The sequence below is a fragment of the Yersinia fenwicki genome (genome assembly GCF_043099325.1).
Taxonomy (GTDB): domain Bacteria; phylum Pseudomonadota; class Gammaproteobacteria; order Enterobacterales; family Enterobacteriaceae; genus Yersinia.
In genome coordinates, this window is sequence record NZ_CP170755.1 from 4,450,782 (window position 1) to 4,468,915 (window position 18,134).

Genomic DNA, 18,134 nt, shown 5'->3' on the forward strand with positions numbered 1-18,134 from the left:
CTGGTTAAGATTCATGCTTATTTTGCGATGCACGGCGCATCCTACGCTTGGTACGCTTGATAAAACGTGCCACTCGCCATGCTCGTTTAATGCAATAGCCATACAATATAAATGCAAGCAAGAATAGTGCCAACATGACCCATTCAGGTACGAATGTCAGTCGCTCGCCGATAACACCTACTGCAGCTAACAAAGCCGCTGCCAGAGTGATCAGGACAAAAGCTTGCCGTGATGTAAAACCGGCACGCATGATCAAATGATGGATATGCTGGCGGTCGGGTGAGAAAGGGCTCATCCCTTTACGTAAGCGCCGATACATGATGGCAATCATATCCATCAACGGAATGGCAATAATCCACAACGCGGTAACGGGATTAATCGGGTGAGCATTGCCTTGGGTGGTTTGTAGCAGTATCCAAATGGCGGTGAAACCGATTAGCGTACTGCCCGCATCCCCCATAAAGACTTTATAGCGGCGGCCTAATAACCCGAGATTTAGCAAGATATAAGGCAAGATGGCGGCGATCATCGCAAAACACCAAAGTGCTAATGCCATTTGTCCACTTTGGTAGAGCAAAATACCCATGGCACCGAAAGAGACACAAGATAATCCCCCCAGTAAGCCATCAATGCCATCTACCATATTGAAAGCGTTTATCGCCGCCCATACTGCGAATAATGTGACGACATAGCCGAACGGCCCTAATATCATTTCCCACGGGCCAAAAGCATGTCCCAAGCTGCGTAAATAAAGCCCGGCGACCGCCATCATAGCAATACCGACTAATGCTTGTACAAAGGCTCGAATTTTTACACTGATATCGAAACGATCATCTAAAGCACCAACGAACACCAATAAACCAGCGCAGCCGAGGTATAAACGAAAATGGGGAATATGCTGGTTGGTAATCAGAAAGGTAAAACAAATACCCGCAAACACAGATATTCCGCCCACTAATGGGATCAACCCTTGGTGCCGTTTGCGATAATTAGGCTTATCAACTAATCCAATTTTCTTGGCAACCTTGCGAGCAACAAATAAAAATGCCAGAGAAAACAGGAAAATAACAAATATTTCAGTACTCATGGTGAGTAAGTTCACGTTTAACCGCTCTCTGCAAAAAGATACAACAGCTTAGCATGTGGCATGGCATAAACTATACCTTCCCCACGCTTTCAGTTATTTCTGAATATGATGACAGTCTTGTCAGTTATTCCCAACTCTATTTTCGCTATTTTCTTATTGGTAATGAGAATATATACCCAAAAAGACAAAGGTTAGAGATTTCTATCAACTTAATGGATAACAAACCCAACTATCGTATATTCCAAAAGCAAAAAACGCCACGACTGAGCGTGGCGTTTTGATTGATCATGCTAAAACTACGAACGTCTCATGTTATCGAAGAACTGATCGTTGGTTTTCGCTGTTGCCAATTTGCTGATGAGGAACTCCATTGCATCGATCTCACCCATTGGATGTAGGATACGACGTAAAATCCACATTTTCTGCAACTCTTCGGTGGTTGTCAGCAGCTCTTCTTTACGCGTACCAGAGCGGTTGAAATCAATGGCTGGGAACACACGTTTCTCTGCAATTTTGCGCGACAAATGTAGTTCCATGTTACCGGTACCTTTAAATTCTTCATAGATAACTTCATCCATTTTAGAACCGGTATCAACCAAAGCGGTGGCAATGATAGTCAGGCTACCGCCCTCTTCAACATTACGTGCGGCACCAAAGAAGCGTTTTGGACGATGTAAGGCGTTAGCATCCACACCACCAGTCAGCACTTTACCGGAAGCGGGTACCACGGTGTTATATGCGCGGGCCAAACGGGTAATGGAATCCAGTAAGATGATAACGTCTTTTTTATGCTCAACCAGGCGCTTAGCTTTCTCGATAACCATTTCAGCGACTTGAACGTGGCGAGATGCTGGCTCGTCGAAGGTGGAAGCAATAACTTCACCTTTAACCAGACGTTGCATCTCGGTCACTTCTTCTGGGCGCTCGTCAATCAGCAGTACCATCAATACGCAATCAGGGTGATTGTAGGCAATGCTGGTAGCAATATTCTGCAACAGCATGGTTTTACCCGCTTTTGGCGGAGCAACAATCAGCCCACGCTGACCACGACCGATTGGCGATGCCAAATCAAGGACGCGAGCAGTTAAATCTTCAGTCGAACCGTTACCACGTTCCATGCGCAGACGAGAGTTGGCATGTAATGGAGTTAAGTTTTCGAAGAGGATTTTGTTACGAGCATTTTCCGGTTTGTCATAGTTAACTTCGTTAACTTTCAACAAGGCAAAGTAACGCTCACCTTCTTTAGGTGGACGAATCTTACCGGCAACGGTGTCACCAGTGCGGAGGTTGAAACGGCGAATTTGGCTTGGGGATACGTAGATGTCGTCAGGACCGGCGAGGTAGGAGCTGTCTGCAGAACGGAGGAAACCAAATCCATCTTGCAATATCTCCAACACACCGTCACCGAAGATATCTTCTCCACTTTTCGCGTGCTGCTTAAGGATAGAGAAAATAATATCTTGTTTACGCATCCGGGCCAGGTTTTCCAGCCCCATATTTTCGCCAAGTGTTATCAGATCAGAAACCGGCGTGTTCTTTAATTCGGTAAGATTCATAATGGTGGGTTCTTAAACTCGGGGTATGTCTCGAACTATGGTCGTGAATGGTATGGCAGCGTCATCCGTGCCTGTTTAATGGGACATTCAATCACCGGCCTTGGCCAAACTACGCAAGTAAGACTTACGCGAGGTTGCGCGACACAACGGTATAAAGATTGAAGGTGCCTTAGACTGATTTAGTAAAACACTAGACTGTCAAAAACCGATTGAGTTCATACATATTCTCAACACAAATTATTTCGACATAGAGTAAAGCTTTAGATTCAAACTATTTAGATACTACAGACTATTTATTAGGTACTAAAGAATTAAGCTAGATGCTACAAACCCGGTCTCAATACACAGGAATGTTCTATATGCAGTGGAGTAAACTTAACACGCTTCTTTGCAGGCGTCTAGCGGTCAGTGTGAGAAATCACAACTGCCGCTAAACACCCAGCTTAACCCATCATCTTCAAAGGGTATCGACGGCTAACGCCGCTTACAGATTCGCATCCAAGAATTCTTTAAGCTGTCCTTTAGACAAGGCACCAACCTTGGTTGCCACGACTTCACCATCACGGAATAACAATAGCGTAGGGATGCCGCGGATACCGTATTTTGGTGCCGTGCCCTGGTTGTCATCAATATTCAATTTAGTGATAGTAAGTCTGCCTTCATACTCTTCAGCAATTTCATCCAAAATCGGAGCAATCATCTTGCACGGACCACACCATTCAGCCCAGAAATCGACCAGAACCAGGCCGCTGGCTTTCAGCACGTCAGTGTCGAAGCTGTCGTCACTCAGGTGAATAATTTTATCGCTCATGTTCTACTCCAAAGGATTGTGTCTACCTCGTTGGTGTAGCATTAACCAACAATAGGATGACTTTATTTCACCGGATACGCTTTCGTAAAGCAATAGTTAGCTGATATTCTACCACACTATGAGCAAAACACACTTGACCGAAAAGAAGTTTTCCGACTTCGCCCTGCACCCGCTAGTTATTGAAGCCCTTGAAAACAAAGGATTTCAGTATTGTACGCCGATCCAGGCGTTAGCATTGCCACTCACCCTATCTGGGCGTGATGTAGCGGGTCAGGCGCAAACAGGAACCGGCAAGACGCTGGCATTCTTAGCGTCTACTTTCCATTATTTGCTTTCTCACCCCGCAGAAGAGGGTCGTCAGACTAATCAACCGCGCGCATTGATTATGGCACCAACGCGTGAATTAGCTGTGCAAATTCACTCCGATGCAGAGTCACTTTCCCAGATAACCGGCCTGAAATTAGGTTTGGCTTATGGTGGTGACGGCTACGACAAACAGCTTAAAGTGCTGGAAAGTGGCGTAGATATTCTTATCGGGACTACTGGCCGTTTAATCGATTACGCAAAACAAAATTATATTAATCTTGGTGCGATTCAGGTTGTGGTGTTGGATGAAGCTGATCGGATGTACGATTTAGGCTTTATAAAAGATATCCGCTGGCTGTTCCGCCGTATGCCTTCCGTTGATAAGCGTTTAAACATGCTGTTCTCTGCCACACTTTCGTACCGTGTACGTGAATTGGCCTTCGAACAAATGAACAACGCCGAATATGTTGAAGTGGAACCGTTACAGAAAACCGGCCACCGCATTCAGGAAGAGCTGTTCTACCCTTCAAATGAAGAAAAAATGCGTCTGCTTCAGACTTTGATTGAAGAAGAGTGGCCAGATCGCTGCATTATTTTTGCTAATACCAAACATCGTTGTGAAGAAATCTGGGGCCACCTGGCTGCCGATGGTCATCGTGTCGGTCTATTGACCGGTGATGTCGCGCAGAAAAAACGCCTGCGGATTTTAGAAGATTTCACCAAAGGTGATTTGGATATCCTGGTTGCAACTGATGTTGCTGCTCGTGGTTTGCATATTCCACTGGTAACCCACGTCTTTAACTATGACCTACCTGATGATTGTGAAGACTATGTTCACCGCATTGGTCGTACCGGCCGTGCTGGCGAAAGTGGTCATTCCATTAGCCTGGCATGTGAAGAATACGCATTAAACTTACCGGCTATCGAGACCTATACCGGTCATAGCATTCCGGTAAGCAAATATAATAGCGATGCGCTATTAACTGATTTACCGGCGCCAAAACGTCTGGCCCGTACCCGCACCGGGAATGGCCCACGCCGTAACTCTGCCCCACGTCGCAGTGGTGCACCACGGAATAACCGTAAGCGACCGAGCTGATAAATGATGCTAAGTTCCACCTCACTTTATGCTGCCATCGATCTTGGCTCCAACAGTTTTCATATGTTGGTAGTACGTGAGGTGGCTGGCAGTATCCAAACGCTGGCCCGAATCAAGCGGAAAGTCCGCCTGGCTGCGGGTCTGGATACCCAAAACCACCTATCGCAAGAAGCGATGGAACGCGGCTGGCAATGCCTAAAGCTTTTTTCTGAGCGTTTGCAGGATATTCCTTTGGATCAGATCCGCGTGGTGGCAACAGCAACCCTGCGTCTGGCTTCAAATGCTGAAGAATTCCTGCAAACTGCGACCGAAATCCTCGGTTGCCCGATTCAGGTCATCAGTGGTGAAGAAGAAGCACGTCTGATTTATCACGGCGTTGCACATACTACCGGTGGGCCAGAGCAGCGTTTAGTCGTCGATATTGGTGGTGGCAGCACAGAGCTTGTGACTGGCAATGGCGCTCAGGCCAATATTCTGGTCAGTTTATCAATGGGTTGTGTCACCTGGCTGGAGCGTTACTTTAGTGACCGCAATCTGGCAAAAGACAATTTTGACCGCGCGGAGTCAGCCGCACGTGAAATGCTTAAACCTGTCGCACAACGTTTTCGTGAACATGGCTGGCAAATCTGTGTCGGTGCCTCGGGTACCGTTCAGGCGCTGCAAGAAATTATGGTCGCTCAGGGCATGGATGAACTGATCACGCTGGCAAAATTGCAGCAGCTCAAACAGCGGGCGATTCAATGCGGCAAGTTGGAAGAACTGGAAATCCCCGGATTAACACTGGAACGAGCACTGGTTTTCCCCAGCGGCCTGTCTATCCTGATTGCCATATTTCAGGAACTGGCGATTGAAAGTATGACGTTGGCAGGCGGTGCGCTACGTGAAGGGCTGGTCTATGGCATGCTTCATTTGCCGGTTGAACAGGATATTCGTAGCCGAACGGTGCGAAATATCCAACGCCGTTACTTGCTGGATACTGAGCAAGCCAAGCGCGTCAGTAAATTGGCCGATAACTTTTTGCTTCAGGTAGAAAAAGAGTGGCGTCTCGATGGTCGATGTCGTGAGTTATTGCAAAATGCCTGCTTGATTCACGAAATTGGCCTAAGCATCGATTTTAAACGTGCTCCGCAACATGCCGCTTACCTGATACGCAATCTGGATCTGCCCGGTTTTACCCCCGCTCAAAAGCTCTTACTTGCAGCTTTATTGCAAAATCAGAGTGATACTCTCGATCTCTCGCTGTTGAATCAACAGAATGCATTACCAGTAGATATGGCTCAACACCTATGCCGTTTATTGCGTCTGGCCATTATATTCTCCAGCCGTCGCCGCGATGACACTCTTCCAGCTGTCCGTCTGCGAGCCAATGGTGAAACACTTTATGTGCTATTGCCTCATGGCTGGTTGCAGCAACATCCTTACCGTGCAGAGGCATTAGAGCAAGAAAGTCATTGGCAGAGCTATGTTCAGTGGCCACTGCTATTAGAAGAATTTAACTAAATTCTTTGTTGTTGGCGGCCTCGGTCGCCTTCCCTTCGCTTATATTCTTGGTGTAAAAACCTATAAAACTGTCAGATTGTGATCACCCTCAGTTTAAAAAAGAAACATTGTATGTATTTTTATAAAACACTGTTTCTTTATTGGAAAGGGATAACAATGCAAGCACAGCTTCAACGCCCACGAACTACAGGCATGCTGGTGATCATGGCCAGTCTGATGGTGGGTACTCCGATGGCAATAGCAGCAAAATCAAGTAGTCTCGATGCTCCCCAGCAGCTACAAGTTCCCACTCTCGCCTATGATGAGAGCAGTATTGTTCTGGTATGGAAAGCGCCGGAAGATACTCGCAAAATAGTTGATTATCAGATTTTCTCTGCAGGGAAATTGCTCGGTAAGGCCAGCGATAATAATGATAAATTCTCACCAGCCAAGCCTTATATCGATCATTTCTATGCCAATGATAAAGATAATTTCCAACATAAAATTGTGATGCAAAACTTTACGGTTATGGGCCTAAAACCGGAAACCCGCTATCAATTTACGGTGAAAGCACAATACGCCGATGGATCTTTATCTGTAGCCAGCAAGCCCATCACAGCAAAAACCAGTGCCAAGCCGCAGATTGTGAATGTGCGTGATTTTGGGGCCATCGATGACGGTAAAACATTGAATACCAAAGCCATACAGCAAGCAATTGATAGCTGTAAGCCCGGCTGCCGTGTCGAAATCCCTGCGGGTACTTACAAAAGTGGTGCACTTTGGCTGAAAAGTGACATGACCCTTAATCTACAGGCCGGCGCTACGTTATTGGGTTCAGAAAATCCAGATGATTACCCCGCGGGCTACCGTTTGTATCCTTACTCCACTATTGAGCGCCCAGCATCACTGATCAATGCCATCGATCCTAATAACAGCAAGCCGGGCACATTCCGCAATATTCGTATTACCGGCTCCGGGGTAATTGATGGCAATGGTTGGCTACGCGCAAAAACTGCTGAAATTACTGATGAATTAGGCCGACCACTGCCGCAATATGTGGCGAGTAAGAATAGTAAAGTGCATGAAGACGGCATTCTGGCTAAAAATCAGGTTGAAAAGGCTGTTTCCGATGGTATGGATTTGAAAAATGCCTATGGCCAACGTCGCTCCAGCCTAATGACATTACGCGGAGTAGAAAACGTATATCTGGCGGGGTTTACGGTACGTAACCCTGCCTTCCACGGCATTATGAATCTGGAAAACCACAATGTGGTTGCCAACGGATTGATTCACCAAACATATGATGCGAATAACGGCGATGGTATCGAGTTCGGTAACAGTCAGAATGTCATGGTATTTAATAACTTCTTTGATACCGGCGATGACTGCATCAACTTCGCGGCAGGAACAGGAGATAAAGCCCTGGAACAAGAGTCCATGAAAGGTGCATGGTTATTTAATAACTATTTCCGGATGGGACACGGCGCGATAGTCACTGGTAGCCACACAGGGGCGTGGATTGAAGATATTCTGGCCGAAAATAATGTGATGTACCTGACTGATATCGGTCTTCGTGCTAAAAGTACCAGCACCATCGGTGGTGGTGCCCGTCATGTCACTTTCCGTAATAATGCAATGCGCGATCTGGCGAAGCAAGTCATGGTGATGACATTGGATTATGCTGATAGCAATGCCAACATTGATTACCCGCCAGCCAAGATCCCGGCCCAATTCTATGATTTCACATTAAAAAATGTGACTGTAGATAATATCACTGGCAAAAATGCGTCTATTGAAATTAAAGGGGATACAGCGAACAACGCCTGGCACCGTTCAGTTCACGTTAACAATGTGCAACTTAACAATGTCACACCCACTGCAATCAGTGACATACGTGACAGTGAATTTAATAAAGTCACTTTCACTGAATTGCAAGGAGATACGCCGTGGCATTTTAGCGATGTGAAAAACGTCAAGGTTGATGGTAAACCTGTCGCGCCTTAATCAATAACAGATGGGCAGGTTCTGTTATCACCTGCCCACTATTGGTTTTGAGTATTCACTGTGGCTTTTTAGCATTCGCTAATTGCGCTCGAATATTGGCAAGGTGACTCTGCCCTTTTTGCATTCGTTCTTCCGGGCTAACGGCTTTGCGCTCATTTTCCCATTTCAAGTCATCCTGCGGGAGCTCCATCAGGAAACGGCTGGGTTCGGGTCGCATCAGCTCACCATATTGCCGCCGCTCTTTGCATAAGGTGAAAAACAGTTCGCGCTGAGCGCGGGTGATGCCCACATAAGCCAGCCGCCGCTCTTCATCTACATTGTCTTCATCAATACTGCTTTGGTGTGGCAATAAACCTTCTTCCATACCAACCAAAAACACATACGGAAATTCCAGCCCCTTTGAAGCATGCAGTGTCATCAGCTGTACCTGATCCAACTCTTCATCACTTTCCCCGCGCTCCATCATATCGCGCAGGGTAAAACGTGTAACAACCTGAGTCAGTGTCATCGGCTCATTCAGTTCTGACCCTTCCAACATTTCGGTCATCCAGCTGAATAATAAATTGACGTTCTTCATCCGCATTTCTGCCGCTTTCGGGCTAGGAGAGGTTTCGAATAGCCAGCTTTCATAATCGATGCCGTGAATTAAATCCCGCACTGCGGCTATCGGTTCGCGTTCCACTAAGCGAATAATGCCTTCCATCCAATGAGTGAAACGCTGTAATGACTCCAAACCGCGCCCCTTCAGATGCTCGCCCAGCCCTAAATCAAAACTGGCACGAAACAGACTTTTATTACGCACATTAGCCCATTCACCCAATTTTTGAATCGTCGCAGAACCTATCTCGCGCTTTGGGGTATTCACGATACGTAAGAATGCGCTGTCATCATCCTGATTGGTCAATACTCGCAAATAAGCCAGTAAGTCTTTGATCTCCGGACGAGAGAAAAACGAATCCCCGCCGGAAATACGATAAGGGATACGGTTTTGCATCAATAGCTTTTCAAATAGACGTGACTGGTGATTACCGCGATACAAAATGGCATAGTCGCTGTATTGCGTTTTTTTCACAAAATGGTGGGCGATAAGCTCACCGACCACCCTTTCAGCTTCATGATCTTCATTATTGGCGGTAATCACTTTTAGCTCATCGCCATACTCCAACTCAGAAAAGAGCTTTTTTTCAAAAACATGCGGATTATTGGCAATCAAGATATTGGCCGCTTTCAAAATACGGCCCGAGGAACGGTAGTTTTGCTCCAGCTTGATCACTTGTAACTGAGGGAAATCTTCATTCAACAAGACTAAATTCTGTGGTCGTGCACCACGCCATGAATAGATGGATTGATCATCATCGCCCACCACAGTAAAACGCGCCCGGCTGCCCACCAGCAATTTAACCATTTGGTACTGACTGGTATTGGTGTCTTGGTATTCATCCACTAATAGGTAACGCAGCCGGTTTTGCCAGCGTTCGCGCACTTCCAGATCGTTTTGCAGCAATAAGGTGGGCAATGAAATGAGATCATCGAAATCCAATACATTGCACGCTTTTAAATGTGCGTCATATAAGCCATAGCAATGGACGAATAACTTATCTCGCTCGGATCGAGCCAACGTCGCTGCGGCGGCAGGATCGAGAAGATCATTTTTCCAGTTTGAGATCTGGGATATCAACTGTTGCAGTAAGGTTTTATCGTCTTCCAACCACTTATGGGTCAGGTCTTTCAACAGACCCAGTTGGTCTTGCGCATCAAACAAGGAGAAATTGGATTTCATTCCTAGCGCTTTGTACTCTTTTTTGATGATTTCCAGCCCCAGAGTATGGAACGTCGCAATCATCAAACCCCGTGCTTCTTTGCGCCCTAACGTTTGAGCTACACGTTCTTTCATCTCCCGCGCGGCTTTATTGGTAAAGGTTACCGCAGCAATATGTTTTGGCTGATAGCCGCATTGGCGAATCAGATGCGCAATCTTATTGGTGATGACTCGGGTTTTACCCGATCCCGCACCGGCCAACACCAGGCAGGGTCCGGTGACAAATTCGACGGCTTGTTGTTGGCTGGGATTTAATCGCATAACACTCGAAAGCTCAGTAGGTAGACGGGGGAACAGGATTGTAGCAGAAAGCGGCTGATGACAAAAAACCAGCTGGCATCTTTTGATTTGTAAAACGCTGACCAGTGTGGCCCCATCACGACTAAAATACGTTACACTGGCGCGCTTCAGGGCTCACTTGAAGATAATCTTCGTTCAAATAACCCTACCCAATAAATTGATGGTGATTGTTACTATGGCAAACAAAGCTTCTGCACTGCACATCTTGGTTGATGATGAAAAGCAGGCAAACGATATTCTGGCGCAGTTGAACAACGGCGCAAATTTCCAAGAGTTAGCGAAAAAGTTCTCTAACTGCCCGTCAAAACGTAGTGGCGGTGATCTGGGTGAGTTCAATAAAGGGGATATGGTTCCGGCGTTCGATAAAGCCGTATTTAGCTGCGAATTACTGCAACCTTATGGTCCGGTAAAAACTCAATTGGCTACCACATTATCAAAGTCTTATACCGTAATTAAGTTAGTCATGCGCCACCTCTGCCGGCGGCGCAAGTATCCTCTTATACCTTTCTATTTATCATTAATATAAAGCGTCTTGAAAATAATTAATATTGAAAGAACAATATGAATATTTTCAACACTCAACCTGTTATCAATTACATCTATACAATATACCTACTTAACTTTACAAATAACACATCAACTATATTAACAACTCCTATTAAAATGTGCCCCAATAGGGGGCGTAAATTAACTTTTCAATAAAAACAACAAGAAAGATCTCATTAATCTACTTTTATATAAAATAAAAAACATTAAGATACAATCAGTTATGCTGTCTTTACTTAAAAAAGAGAGTTTGTGGGATTTTTCCTACAAACATTGGTTTGTTTATCCTATGTGCAGCCAAACCTGCTTTCTATATTATCTCATCATCAAGTAATGGACGTAGCTGAAATAATGCCCGCCCAAATACTTTAATGAAATAACATGTGGATAGCTGGCGAGTACAATCAAATAAAACTCGTACATATAGTCATTAACCCACATCATACTTAATAAGTTGAATACTCATTATAATTTGAATGAAACGAGTATTTCGCCTATTTCTAATTACTATATTGGAGTTTAAAATGAATAAGATTACTTTAGCTATGGCGTTATTCGCAGCATCGACAACTGTAGCAATGGCAGCAAGCAATAATACAATTACCTTCCAAGGCGAAGTCACAGCTCAAACTTGCTCTGTTACCGTCAACGGCCTTGATGCTAACCCAATGGTATTATTGCCAACAGTATCAAGTGGCGATTTAAATGCTTCAGGTAAAACCGCCGGGAAAACAACCTTTACTCTGGGTGTATCAGGTTGTGCAACAGGTGCTGCTGATATTGATATCAAAACTGTTTTCGTGGGTAACCAGGTAACAACTTCTGGTAACTTAAAGAATAGTGGCACGGCAACAAACGTTGAGCTGCAATTACTGAAAGATGCAGTGACAACAACCGGCATCAATCTGAATAGTGGCGTAGCACAAGATGGTATCGTATTGAAAGCTGGCGATACATCAGCAGAGCATGATTTTGCGGTCCAGTATTTCGCAACTGGTCAAGCTGGCCCTGGTTCTGTGATTGCTTCTGTACAATATGCAGTTTCCTACCTGTAATATCAGTATCGTAGGATAGGATATACTCTAAGTAATTGGAGTTGTGGACAGGCACAAGATAAACAGATCTCAATGGGCTTATACCAATAAGTCACTTGGGTGAAGATATTGCCCCCCCCCCCCACAACTTCAATTAACAGAGGCTTAACTATTCAACCAGTTTCCTTTAGAGGATATCCCCATCATGCTCAATATAAATAGCTACCGTTTCCTGCTTATTACTTTATTAATTCTTATGGGGATATCTTTTGCCAATGCCAGCGTAGTGATGAACGGCAGCCGTATTATATATTCGGCTAGTGAAAAAGAGCATAGTATCCAATTAACGAACAACGATAACTTTCCTAATGCTGTCCAGGTCTGGTTAGATAGTGGCGATGCCCAATCAACACCGGAGACAGGTAAAGCGCCTTTCATTGTCACCCCTCCGTTCTTCCGTATTGAAGCGAATGCGGGCCAAACATTACGGCTAAAATATACCGGTAGTGGTTTGCCAACGGATAGAGAATCTGTGTTCTACCTTAATTTTTTACAGGTTCCTCCCGTTAATAAAGCAGAAAAGAATAATAAAATGTTAGTGTTGATGCGTAACCGGATTAAAGTGTTTTATCGGCCTGAAAATATTACTGGCAGAGCTGATCAAGTCTCCAACGCTTTGACATTTAGTGTACGCCAACAAGGTAAAGATGTTGTTGTTACGGGCAAAAACCCAACAGGGTTCTATGCCACCATTGCCAGTGGTGAAGTCGTTGGGGGAGGTAAAAAACTCAAAATGAAATCTGAGATGATCCCACCAATGTCTCAAGCTCAGTGGGTTATCCCAAATTCATCTGTACCTTCAAATGCTATTGTTAATTTCCTGTTAGTTAATGATTTCGGCGGGCAAGATACCGGTAGCTATAAAATTCAGTAGTAGCTTTCCGGCGAAGGAATATTTATGGGGCTTTCACAAGTCGTTCTGAAAAAAAAATTCTCTGGCCGTAAGAAAGCTTTAACACTTTGTATGACTTTAGTTTTACATATCGATACTGTTTTAGCTCAGGAAGATCCACAAAATCTGGAATTTGATGAATCACTCTTTTTAGGCACAAAGTTTGCCTCCGGCTTGAATCAACTCAATAAAGAGGATTCTGTTACACCGGGAAATTTTGACGCTGTAGATGTCCTGATTAATAACAAATTATATAAACGCACTACAATTCAATTTATTAAAAATGCCGATTCACCCGAGGTTTTCCCCTGCCTAAGTGACCAATTCTTAACTGCGGCTGGCATTGAACTCTCCAATAAAAATAATACCACGCCTAAAGAGCCTAATACCGCGGAGGGAGAGTCAATACCTTCAGAATCTGCGGCGGTCCCCCCCTCTACCACCGAGAAATGTTTACCGTTGGCGGAGCGAGTAAAAGGCGCGTCTTTTCGTTTTGATCAGGCCAAACTGCGCCTGGAGCTTTCTATTCCCCAAGCATTATTGCAACAACGCCCTCGAGGTTATATTGAGCGCAGCGAATGGGAAGAAGGTGAAAAGCTCGCCTTCGTTAACTACAGCGCAAACTTTTATCGTAGTGATACACAAACTCAGCAAAACAGCACTTCTGATTACGGTTTCGTTGGCCTAAAAAGTGGTCTCAACTTAGGGTTATGGCAATTACGCCAACAATCAAACCTGAGTTACTCCAGCAACAATAATAACAGCAATACACAATGGAATAATATCCGCACTTATGTGCAGCGTCCTATTTCACAATTAGACAGTGAATTAACGCTGGGTGAAACCTTCACCGACAGTACCTTATTCGGCACCATGTCATTTCGCGGTGTAAAAATGGCAACAGACCAACGTATGTGGCCACAGTCGATGCGGGGTTTTGCACCTGAAGTACGTGGTGTGGCCACCAGCAACGCGCGAGTGATTATTAGCCAGAACGGACGTGAAATTTATGAAACTAACGTCGCCCCCGGCCCATTTGTTATTAACGATTTATACAGCACCACCAGTCAGGGTGATCTTAATGTTGAAGTTATAGAAGCGAATGGTAGCCGTTCGACTTTTACTGTGCCCTTCAGTGCCGTGCCGGATTCAATGCGCCCGGGTGTGAGTCGTTATAATGCGGTGGTTGGGGAATCACGTGACTTCACTAATATTGACAGCTATTTCACTGATTTTACCTATGAGCGTGGTCTTACCAATCAGTTAACTGCCAACAGTGGTATGCGTTTAGCGCAAGACTATGCGGCATTACTTGTGGGAGGGGTAATAGGTACATCAGTCGGCGCGTTTGGCCTTAATACCACCTATTCCCATGCCAAAGTTGAAGATAATCAAACTCAAAATGGTTGGCGGATGCAGGCAACCTATAGTCAAACATTTAATGAAACGGGTACCTCATTCTCACTGGCTGGATATCGCTATTCAACCAAAGGGTATCGTGATTTAAATGATGTATTTGGTGTACGTTCAGTGCAAAAGAATGGCGGTACTTGGGATTCATCTACGTATAAACAGCGTAGCCAATTTACCACCACAATAAACCAAACTCTGGCTGGCTATGGGCAGCTTTCAGCCTCAGCATCGACCAGTGATTATTATAACGATACGCAGAGAGATACACAGTTACAGCTAAACTATTCAAATAGTTATAAAGATATTAGCTATAACGTAGCACTGAGCCGCCAGCGCACAATTTATACCTCAACCCAGTTTGGTTGGGATATTGATGATACGGACGAAACGATGACAACAACGCGCTACGGTAATACCGAAAATATCGCGTCCTTAACTGTATCTATTCCACTGAATATGGGGGGTAGGAATCAATATCTATCCATGTCTGCCAACCGTAATCCGAAAAGTGGTAACAACTATCAAACATCATTATCCGGCACAGCCGGTGAACGTAATACTTTAAATTATTCAGTCAATGCGGGTTATGACGACAGTAATATTAGCGGGAGTTCAAATAGTTGGGGCGCGAATGTGCAGAAGCAATTCCCTAATGCGACCGTCAATGGCAGCTATTCTCGTGGCAATAACTATACCCAATATGGGGCTAGTGCGCGTGGAGCCGCTGTAATACACAGCAAAGGTGTCACTCTTGGGCCTTATTTAGGCGACACTTTCGGTTTAATTGAAGCCGATGGCGCTCAGGGCGCGACAGTACGAAATGCACAAGGTGCCAGGATTGATAAGAATGGCTTTGCACTGGTGCCTTCATTAACACCTTATAATTACAATACCGTCGGTTTAGATACTAAAGGCATTAATCGTAATACCGAGTTGAAAGAAAATCAGGGACGTGTTGTTCCTTATGCTGGGGCCGCAGTAAGAGTGAAATTCGACACATTGACTGGCTATGCGGTATTAATTCAAACCCAAACCGCTGATGGCGAAGGATTACCACTGGGTTCAGATGTCTATAACAATAAAGATGAACTGGTCGGTATGGTAGGTCAGGGGAATCAGATCTATGCTCGGGTGCAAGAGAATAAGGGTTCACTTTATGTACGCTGGGGTGAAAACAGCAACGAGCAATGTGAATTACCTTATGATTTTGCTAACCAAGATACTGAGCAAGATATTATCCATTTAACAGGCAGTTGCCGCCGTTAATCATTATGAGAAAAATAATGTTAAGACCAACAGAGCAGTTAATATCTTGCAAAGTCTCACGGCCAACACTGTCTGTTCATTCCCGTCGCCCTTATATTGTGGCAGGAACGATGTTACTAATAGGATTATTTAGCACCTCAGCATGGTCAGCTTGTACGCGAATTACCGCGCAAAGTCAGCTGAGTGCCGGTGATGGCACGGCCAGCGCATGGTCTGGCTCCCTAGATTACAATAATGGCTCACTCGGCTTGCCGGGTGTTATTGACCTCAGCACTGCAGCCAACTTTCAACCTGACGGAACATTATTAGCCGCAGCAACATCCGACTTTACCACTTTTGCCCTGAATACCAGCTATGACCCTGATCGTGTGCTATTCCGCTGTGCTGCAGCTGATGTTGACCAACTCTTCGAGATGTATGCCACTAATGGGGATAATGACTATGGTGGCAAAAATGAAGATGGCGCGATTGCTGGCAATGTTCCCTCCGGCTTTGCGACTTATGTCCGTAATGTGGTTATTCGGCTTACAAATCTATCCACGGGCGAGTATTACTCACGTTTATGGAAAGGACGCCGTTTAACCGGATTGGATACTGACAGCACTGGCCGTATTTTGGTCAAAGCCAAGAATTTCAGTAATCTATATACCGAGCTGTTTCGTATTGATTATGCCCGCGCGGGTACTAACAACGCAGCATCTTATGCCTATGCCTATACTCAGCCCAATGCCTATATCGCCTTTAAAGGCCCTGGCATTAGCGGCCCTATTGAAGGAACCGACTCGGTATCAAACTGGCCCGGTTGGTATTCGACCTGGCCTGCCTCTATCGGGCTATACAATTACGTGACTTTTCGCCGTACCACCATTTGTGCGGTCACTAATTTTACTCCAACGGTGATTTTACCCAGAATTTCTGTGGCCGAACTGAACAGTGGCAGTAGTAGCTCAGCTGAGTTCAGTGTGGATTTCCAGTGCCAGACCGGTATTACCTCCGGCGTCAATGCCGGTGCAGTAGCGATGGGCTTTTTGGTGCCAGCGGCAAACGCCGCTAAAGCACAGGCTTTGGGCTTAATAAATGGTAGCGGTGGCATTAGCCATTTGGTATCAGATAATTATGGTGCAGCCGGAATGGCAAATGGTGTGGGGATCCGTATCTACCGTAATAATAATCCGATGTACCTACTCTCAAAGAATGTGACTCAAACCGGTAATAACGGTGGCTGGTATGGCATATTCCAGGGCGCGCAAGAAATAACCGGTACGGTGAGCGGGGGTAATAGTTACACTGAGAATTTCCGGGCTGAGTTAAGCAAAATCAGCGGACAAACTGTGACGGCAGGAGCAGTAAATGCACATGCGCAAGTTGTTATCCGTGTCCAATAATATGCGTTTCAATAGTAGTTTTAATGGCTTACTGTTCTCACTTCTCCTCGCCTGTAGTGTTCCGGCGATGGCGAGTGTCGTGGCAGAAAGAACGCGTATTATTTTCAGTGAGGGTAGCACGGAAGAGTCACTGCAACTGGTCAATAGCAATGACTACCCGGTGGCAGTGCAGGTGTGGGTGGATGATGGCGATTTAATGGCAACACCAGAGAAAGCAATTTCCCCGGTATTAGTGTTGCCACCATTGTTTCGATTACAACCACAAGCTCAACGCAGCCTGCGTTTGATTTTATCTGGTGCCAGTAAATTACCGTTGGATAGAGAATCTGCATTTTGGCTTAATGTTTACGAAATCCCACCTAAAGCCACACCTAAAGTTGATGATGAGTCTTCCGTTACACTGGCTTTGCGTATGCAATACAAAGTCTTTTATCGCCCGAAAAGTTTGCCCGCACCGGCGGATACCGTCAGCAAGGCATTAACTTTTGTCTTAGAACGCAATGGTAATACCGCCGCAGTTAAAGTTGATAATCCAACCCCTTATTATGCATCACTCGCTTCTTTAACATTGGGATTGGCCGAAGGATTGCCCGATATGGTCGCCCCATTTTCCACACTCGACTTTCCCCTCAATCGCATCCCTTCAGCAGACAGTAAAACGGCCAATTTTGTCTTAATTGATGATTTAGGTAACCGTAAACCTTTTAGTCGCGAGCTGAAATAAAAAACTTATCAATATAGACCGCCCAGAGAGACGGTCTATATGATTACTCGCGATATAATTTATTTCTTAAACCCCAGCTTACCATTTTCGGCTCGCCATCTTTTTATCTCAGCTAAAATACCCTCAGGGCTATCTTCCCGATCATCATTAGGGTAATAAATCAAATCAGAACCATCTGGATGCTCGGTCAACTCTTCAAATCTAAGAATAGCCTCATCATGTTCAGCCTCGGATGGATATGCATCATAATAAATATCTTTCAAAAAACGTAAGAATTCCTGCTCTGTATAATCAGATAGATTTTTATTTTCCATTTATACTTCTCCATTTTTCAGGGTATCTTGATTCCTGAG

At 45.1% G+C, this 18,134-nt stretch carries 13 protein-coding genes and 1 pseudogene; 9 read left to right on the plus strand and 5 right to left on the minus strand.

Going from position 1 to position 18,134, the window contains the following annotated elements; translation table 11 throughout:
* Positions 1–4: 4 nt before the first annotated feature.
* From wecA to trxA, 3 genes are all read right to left on the minus strand, one after another.
* The gene (gene wecA, locus ACF3VQ_RS20185) at positions 5–1,102 is read right to left on the minus strand and encodes a UDP-N-acetylglucosamine--undecaprenyl-phosphate N-acetylglucosaminephosphotransferase (protein WP_392432713.1); all 1,098 of its coding nucleotides are present in this window, start codon (positions 1,100–1,102) and stop codon (positions 5–7) included.
* Positions 1,103–1,383: 281 nt separating this feature from the next.
* Positions 1,384–2,643, minus strand: coding sequence for a transcription termination factor Rho (gene rho / locus ACF3VQ_RS20190; protein WP_004704159.1), 1,260 nt, complete (start codon positions 2,641–2,643; stop codon positions 1,384–1,386).
* Positions 2,644–3,127: 484 nt separating this feature from the next.
* Entirely contained in the window at positions 3,128–3,454 is a 327-nt protein-coding gene (trxA, locus tag ACF3VQ_RS20195; RefSeq protein ID WP_005162627.1) for a thioredoxin TrxA, read from the minus strand.
* 118 nt (positions 3,455–3,572) lie between these two features.
* Between trxA and rhlB the strand changes: the two genes are divergently transcribed.
* The 3 genes from rhlB to ACF3VQ_RS20210 all read left to right on the plus strand — a co-directional run bounded on the left by rhlB (position 3,573) and on the right by ACF3VQ_RS20210 (position 8,342).
* Positions 3,573–4,859: an ATP-dependent RNA helicase RhlB gene (gene rhlB / locus ACF3VQ_RS20200; RefSeq protein ID WP_392432714.1), complete on the plus strand. Its 1,287-nt coding sequence runs from the start codon at positions 3,573–3,575 to the stop codon at positions 4,857–4,859.
* A gap of 6 nt (positions 4,860–4,865) precedes the next feature.
* Positions 4,866–6,359: an exopolyphosphatase gene (gene ppx, locus ACF3VQ_RS20205; RefSeq protein ID WP_392435729.1), complete on the plus strand. Its 1,494-nt coding sequence runs from the start codon at positions 4,866–4,868 to the stop codon at positions 6,357–6,359.
* 156 nt (positions 6,360–6,515) lie between these two features.
* Positions 6,516–8,342: a glycosyl hydrolase family 28 protein gene (locus tag ACF3VQ_RS20210; RefSeq protein ID WP_392432715.1), complete on the plus strand. Its 1,827-nt coding sequence runs from the start codon at positions 6,516–6,518 to the stop codon at positions 8,340–8,342.
* Between the two features lie 55 nt (positions 8,343–8,397).
* Here the strand turns inward: ACF3VQ_RS20210 and rep are convergent, their stop codons facing one another.
* Positions 8,398–10,422, minus strand: a complete 2,025-nt coding sequence (rep, locus tag ACF3VQ_RS20215; protein WP_392432716.1) for a DNA helicase Rep — start codon at positions 10,420–10,422, stop codon at positions 8,398–8,400.
* Between the two features lie 214 nt (positions 10,423–10,636).
* Between rep and ppiC the strand changes: the two are divergent.
* The 6 genes and pseudogenes from ppiC to ACF3VQ_RS20245 all read left to right on the plus strand — a co-directional run bounded on the left by ppiC (position 10,637) and on the right by ACF3VQ_RS20245 (position 17,781).
* Positions 10,637–10,917 (plus strand): annotated as a pseudogene (ppiC, locus tag ACF3VQ_RS20220) (peptidylprolyl isomerase PpiC).
* Between the two features lie 614 nt (positions 10,918–11,531).
* Positions 11,532–12,062, plus strand: a complete 531-nt coding sequence (locus tag ACF3VQ_RS20225) for a fimbrial protein (RefSeq protein WP_392432717.1) — start codon at positions 11,532–11,534, stop codon at positions 12,060–12,062.
* A 184-nt stretch (positions 12,063–12,246) separates the two neighbouring features.
* Positions 12,247–12,975 carry a molecular chaperone gene (locus tag ACF3VQ_RS20230; protein ID WP_392432718.1) on the plus strand — a complete coding sequence of 243 codons (729 nt, stop codon included), beginning with the start codon at positions 12,247–12,249 and terminating at the stop codon, positions 12,973–12,975.
* 24 nt (positions 12,976–12,999) lie between these two features.
* On the plus strand, positions 13,000–15,672 hold the full coding sequence (locus tag ACF3VQ_RS20235) for a fimbria/pilus outer membrane usher protein (RefSeq protein ID WP_392432719.1): 2,673 nt from the start codon (positions 13,000–13,002) through the stop codon (positions 15,670–15,672).
* Between the two features lie 110 nt (positions 15,673–15,782).
* Positions 15,783–17,057: a fimbrial usher protein StbD gene (gene stbD, locus ACF3VQ_RS20240; protein WP_392435731.1), complete on the plus strand. Its 1,275-nt coding sequence runs from the start codon at positions 15,783–15,785 to the stop codon at positions 17,055–17,057.
* Positions 17,023–17,781, plus strand: coding sequence for a molecular chaperone (locus ACF3VQ_RS20245; RefSeq protein ID WP_392432720.1), 759 nt, complete (start codon positions 17,023–17,025; stop codon positions 17,779–17,781). Before stbD ends, ACF3VQ_RS20245 begins: the two co-directional genes overlap by 35 nt.
* A 59-nt stretch (positions 17,782–17,840) precedes the next feature.
* Here ACF3VQ_RS20245 and ACF3VQ_RS20250 read toward each other — a convergent pair whose 3' ends face one another.
* Positions 17,841–18,095, minus strand: coding sequence for a bacteriocin immunity protein (locus ACF3VQ_RS20250; RefSeq protein ID WP_392432721.1), 255 nt, complete (start codon positions 18,093–18,095; stop codon positions 17,841–17,843).
* Positions 18,096–18,134: the final 39 nt, after the last annotated feature.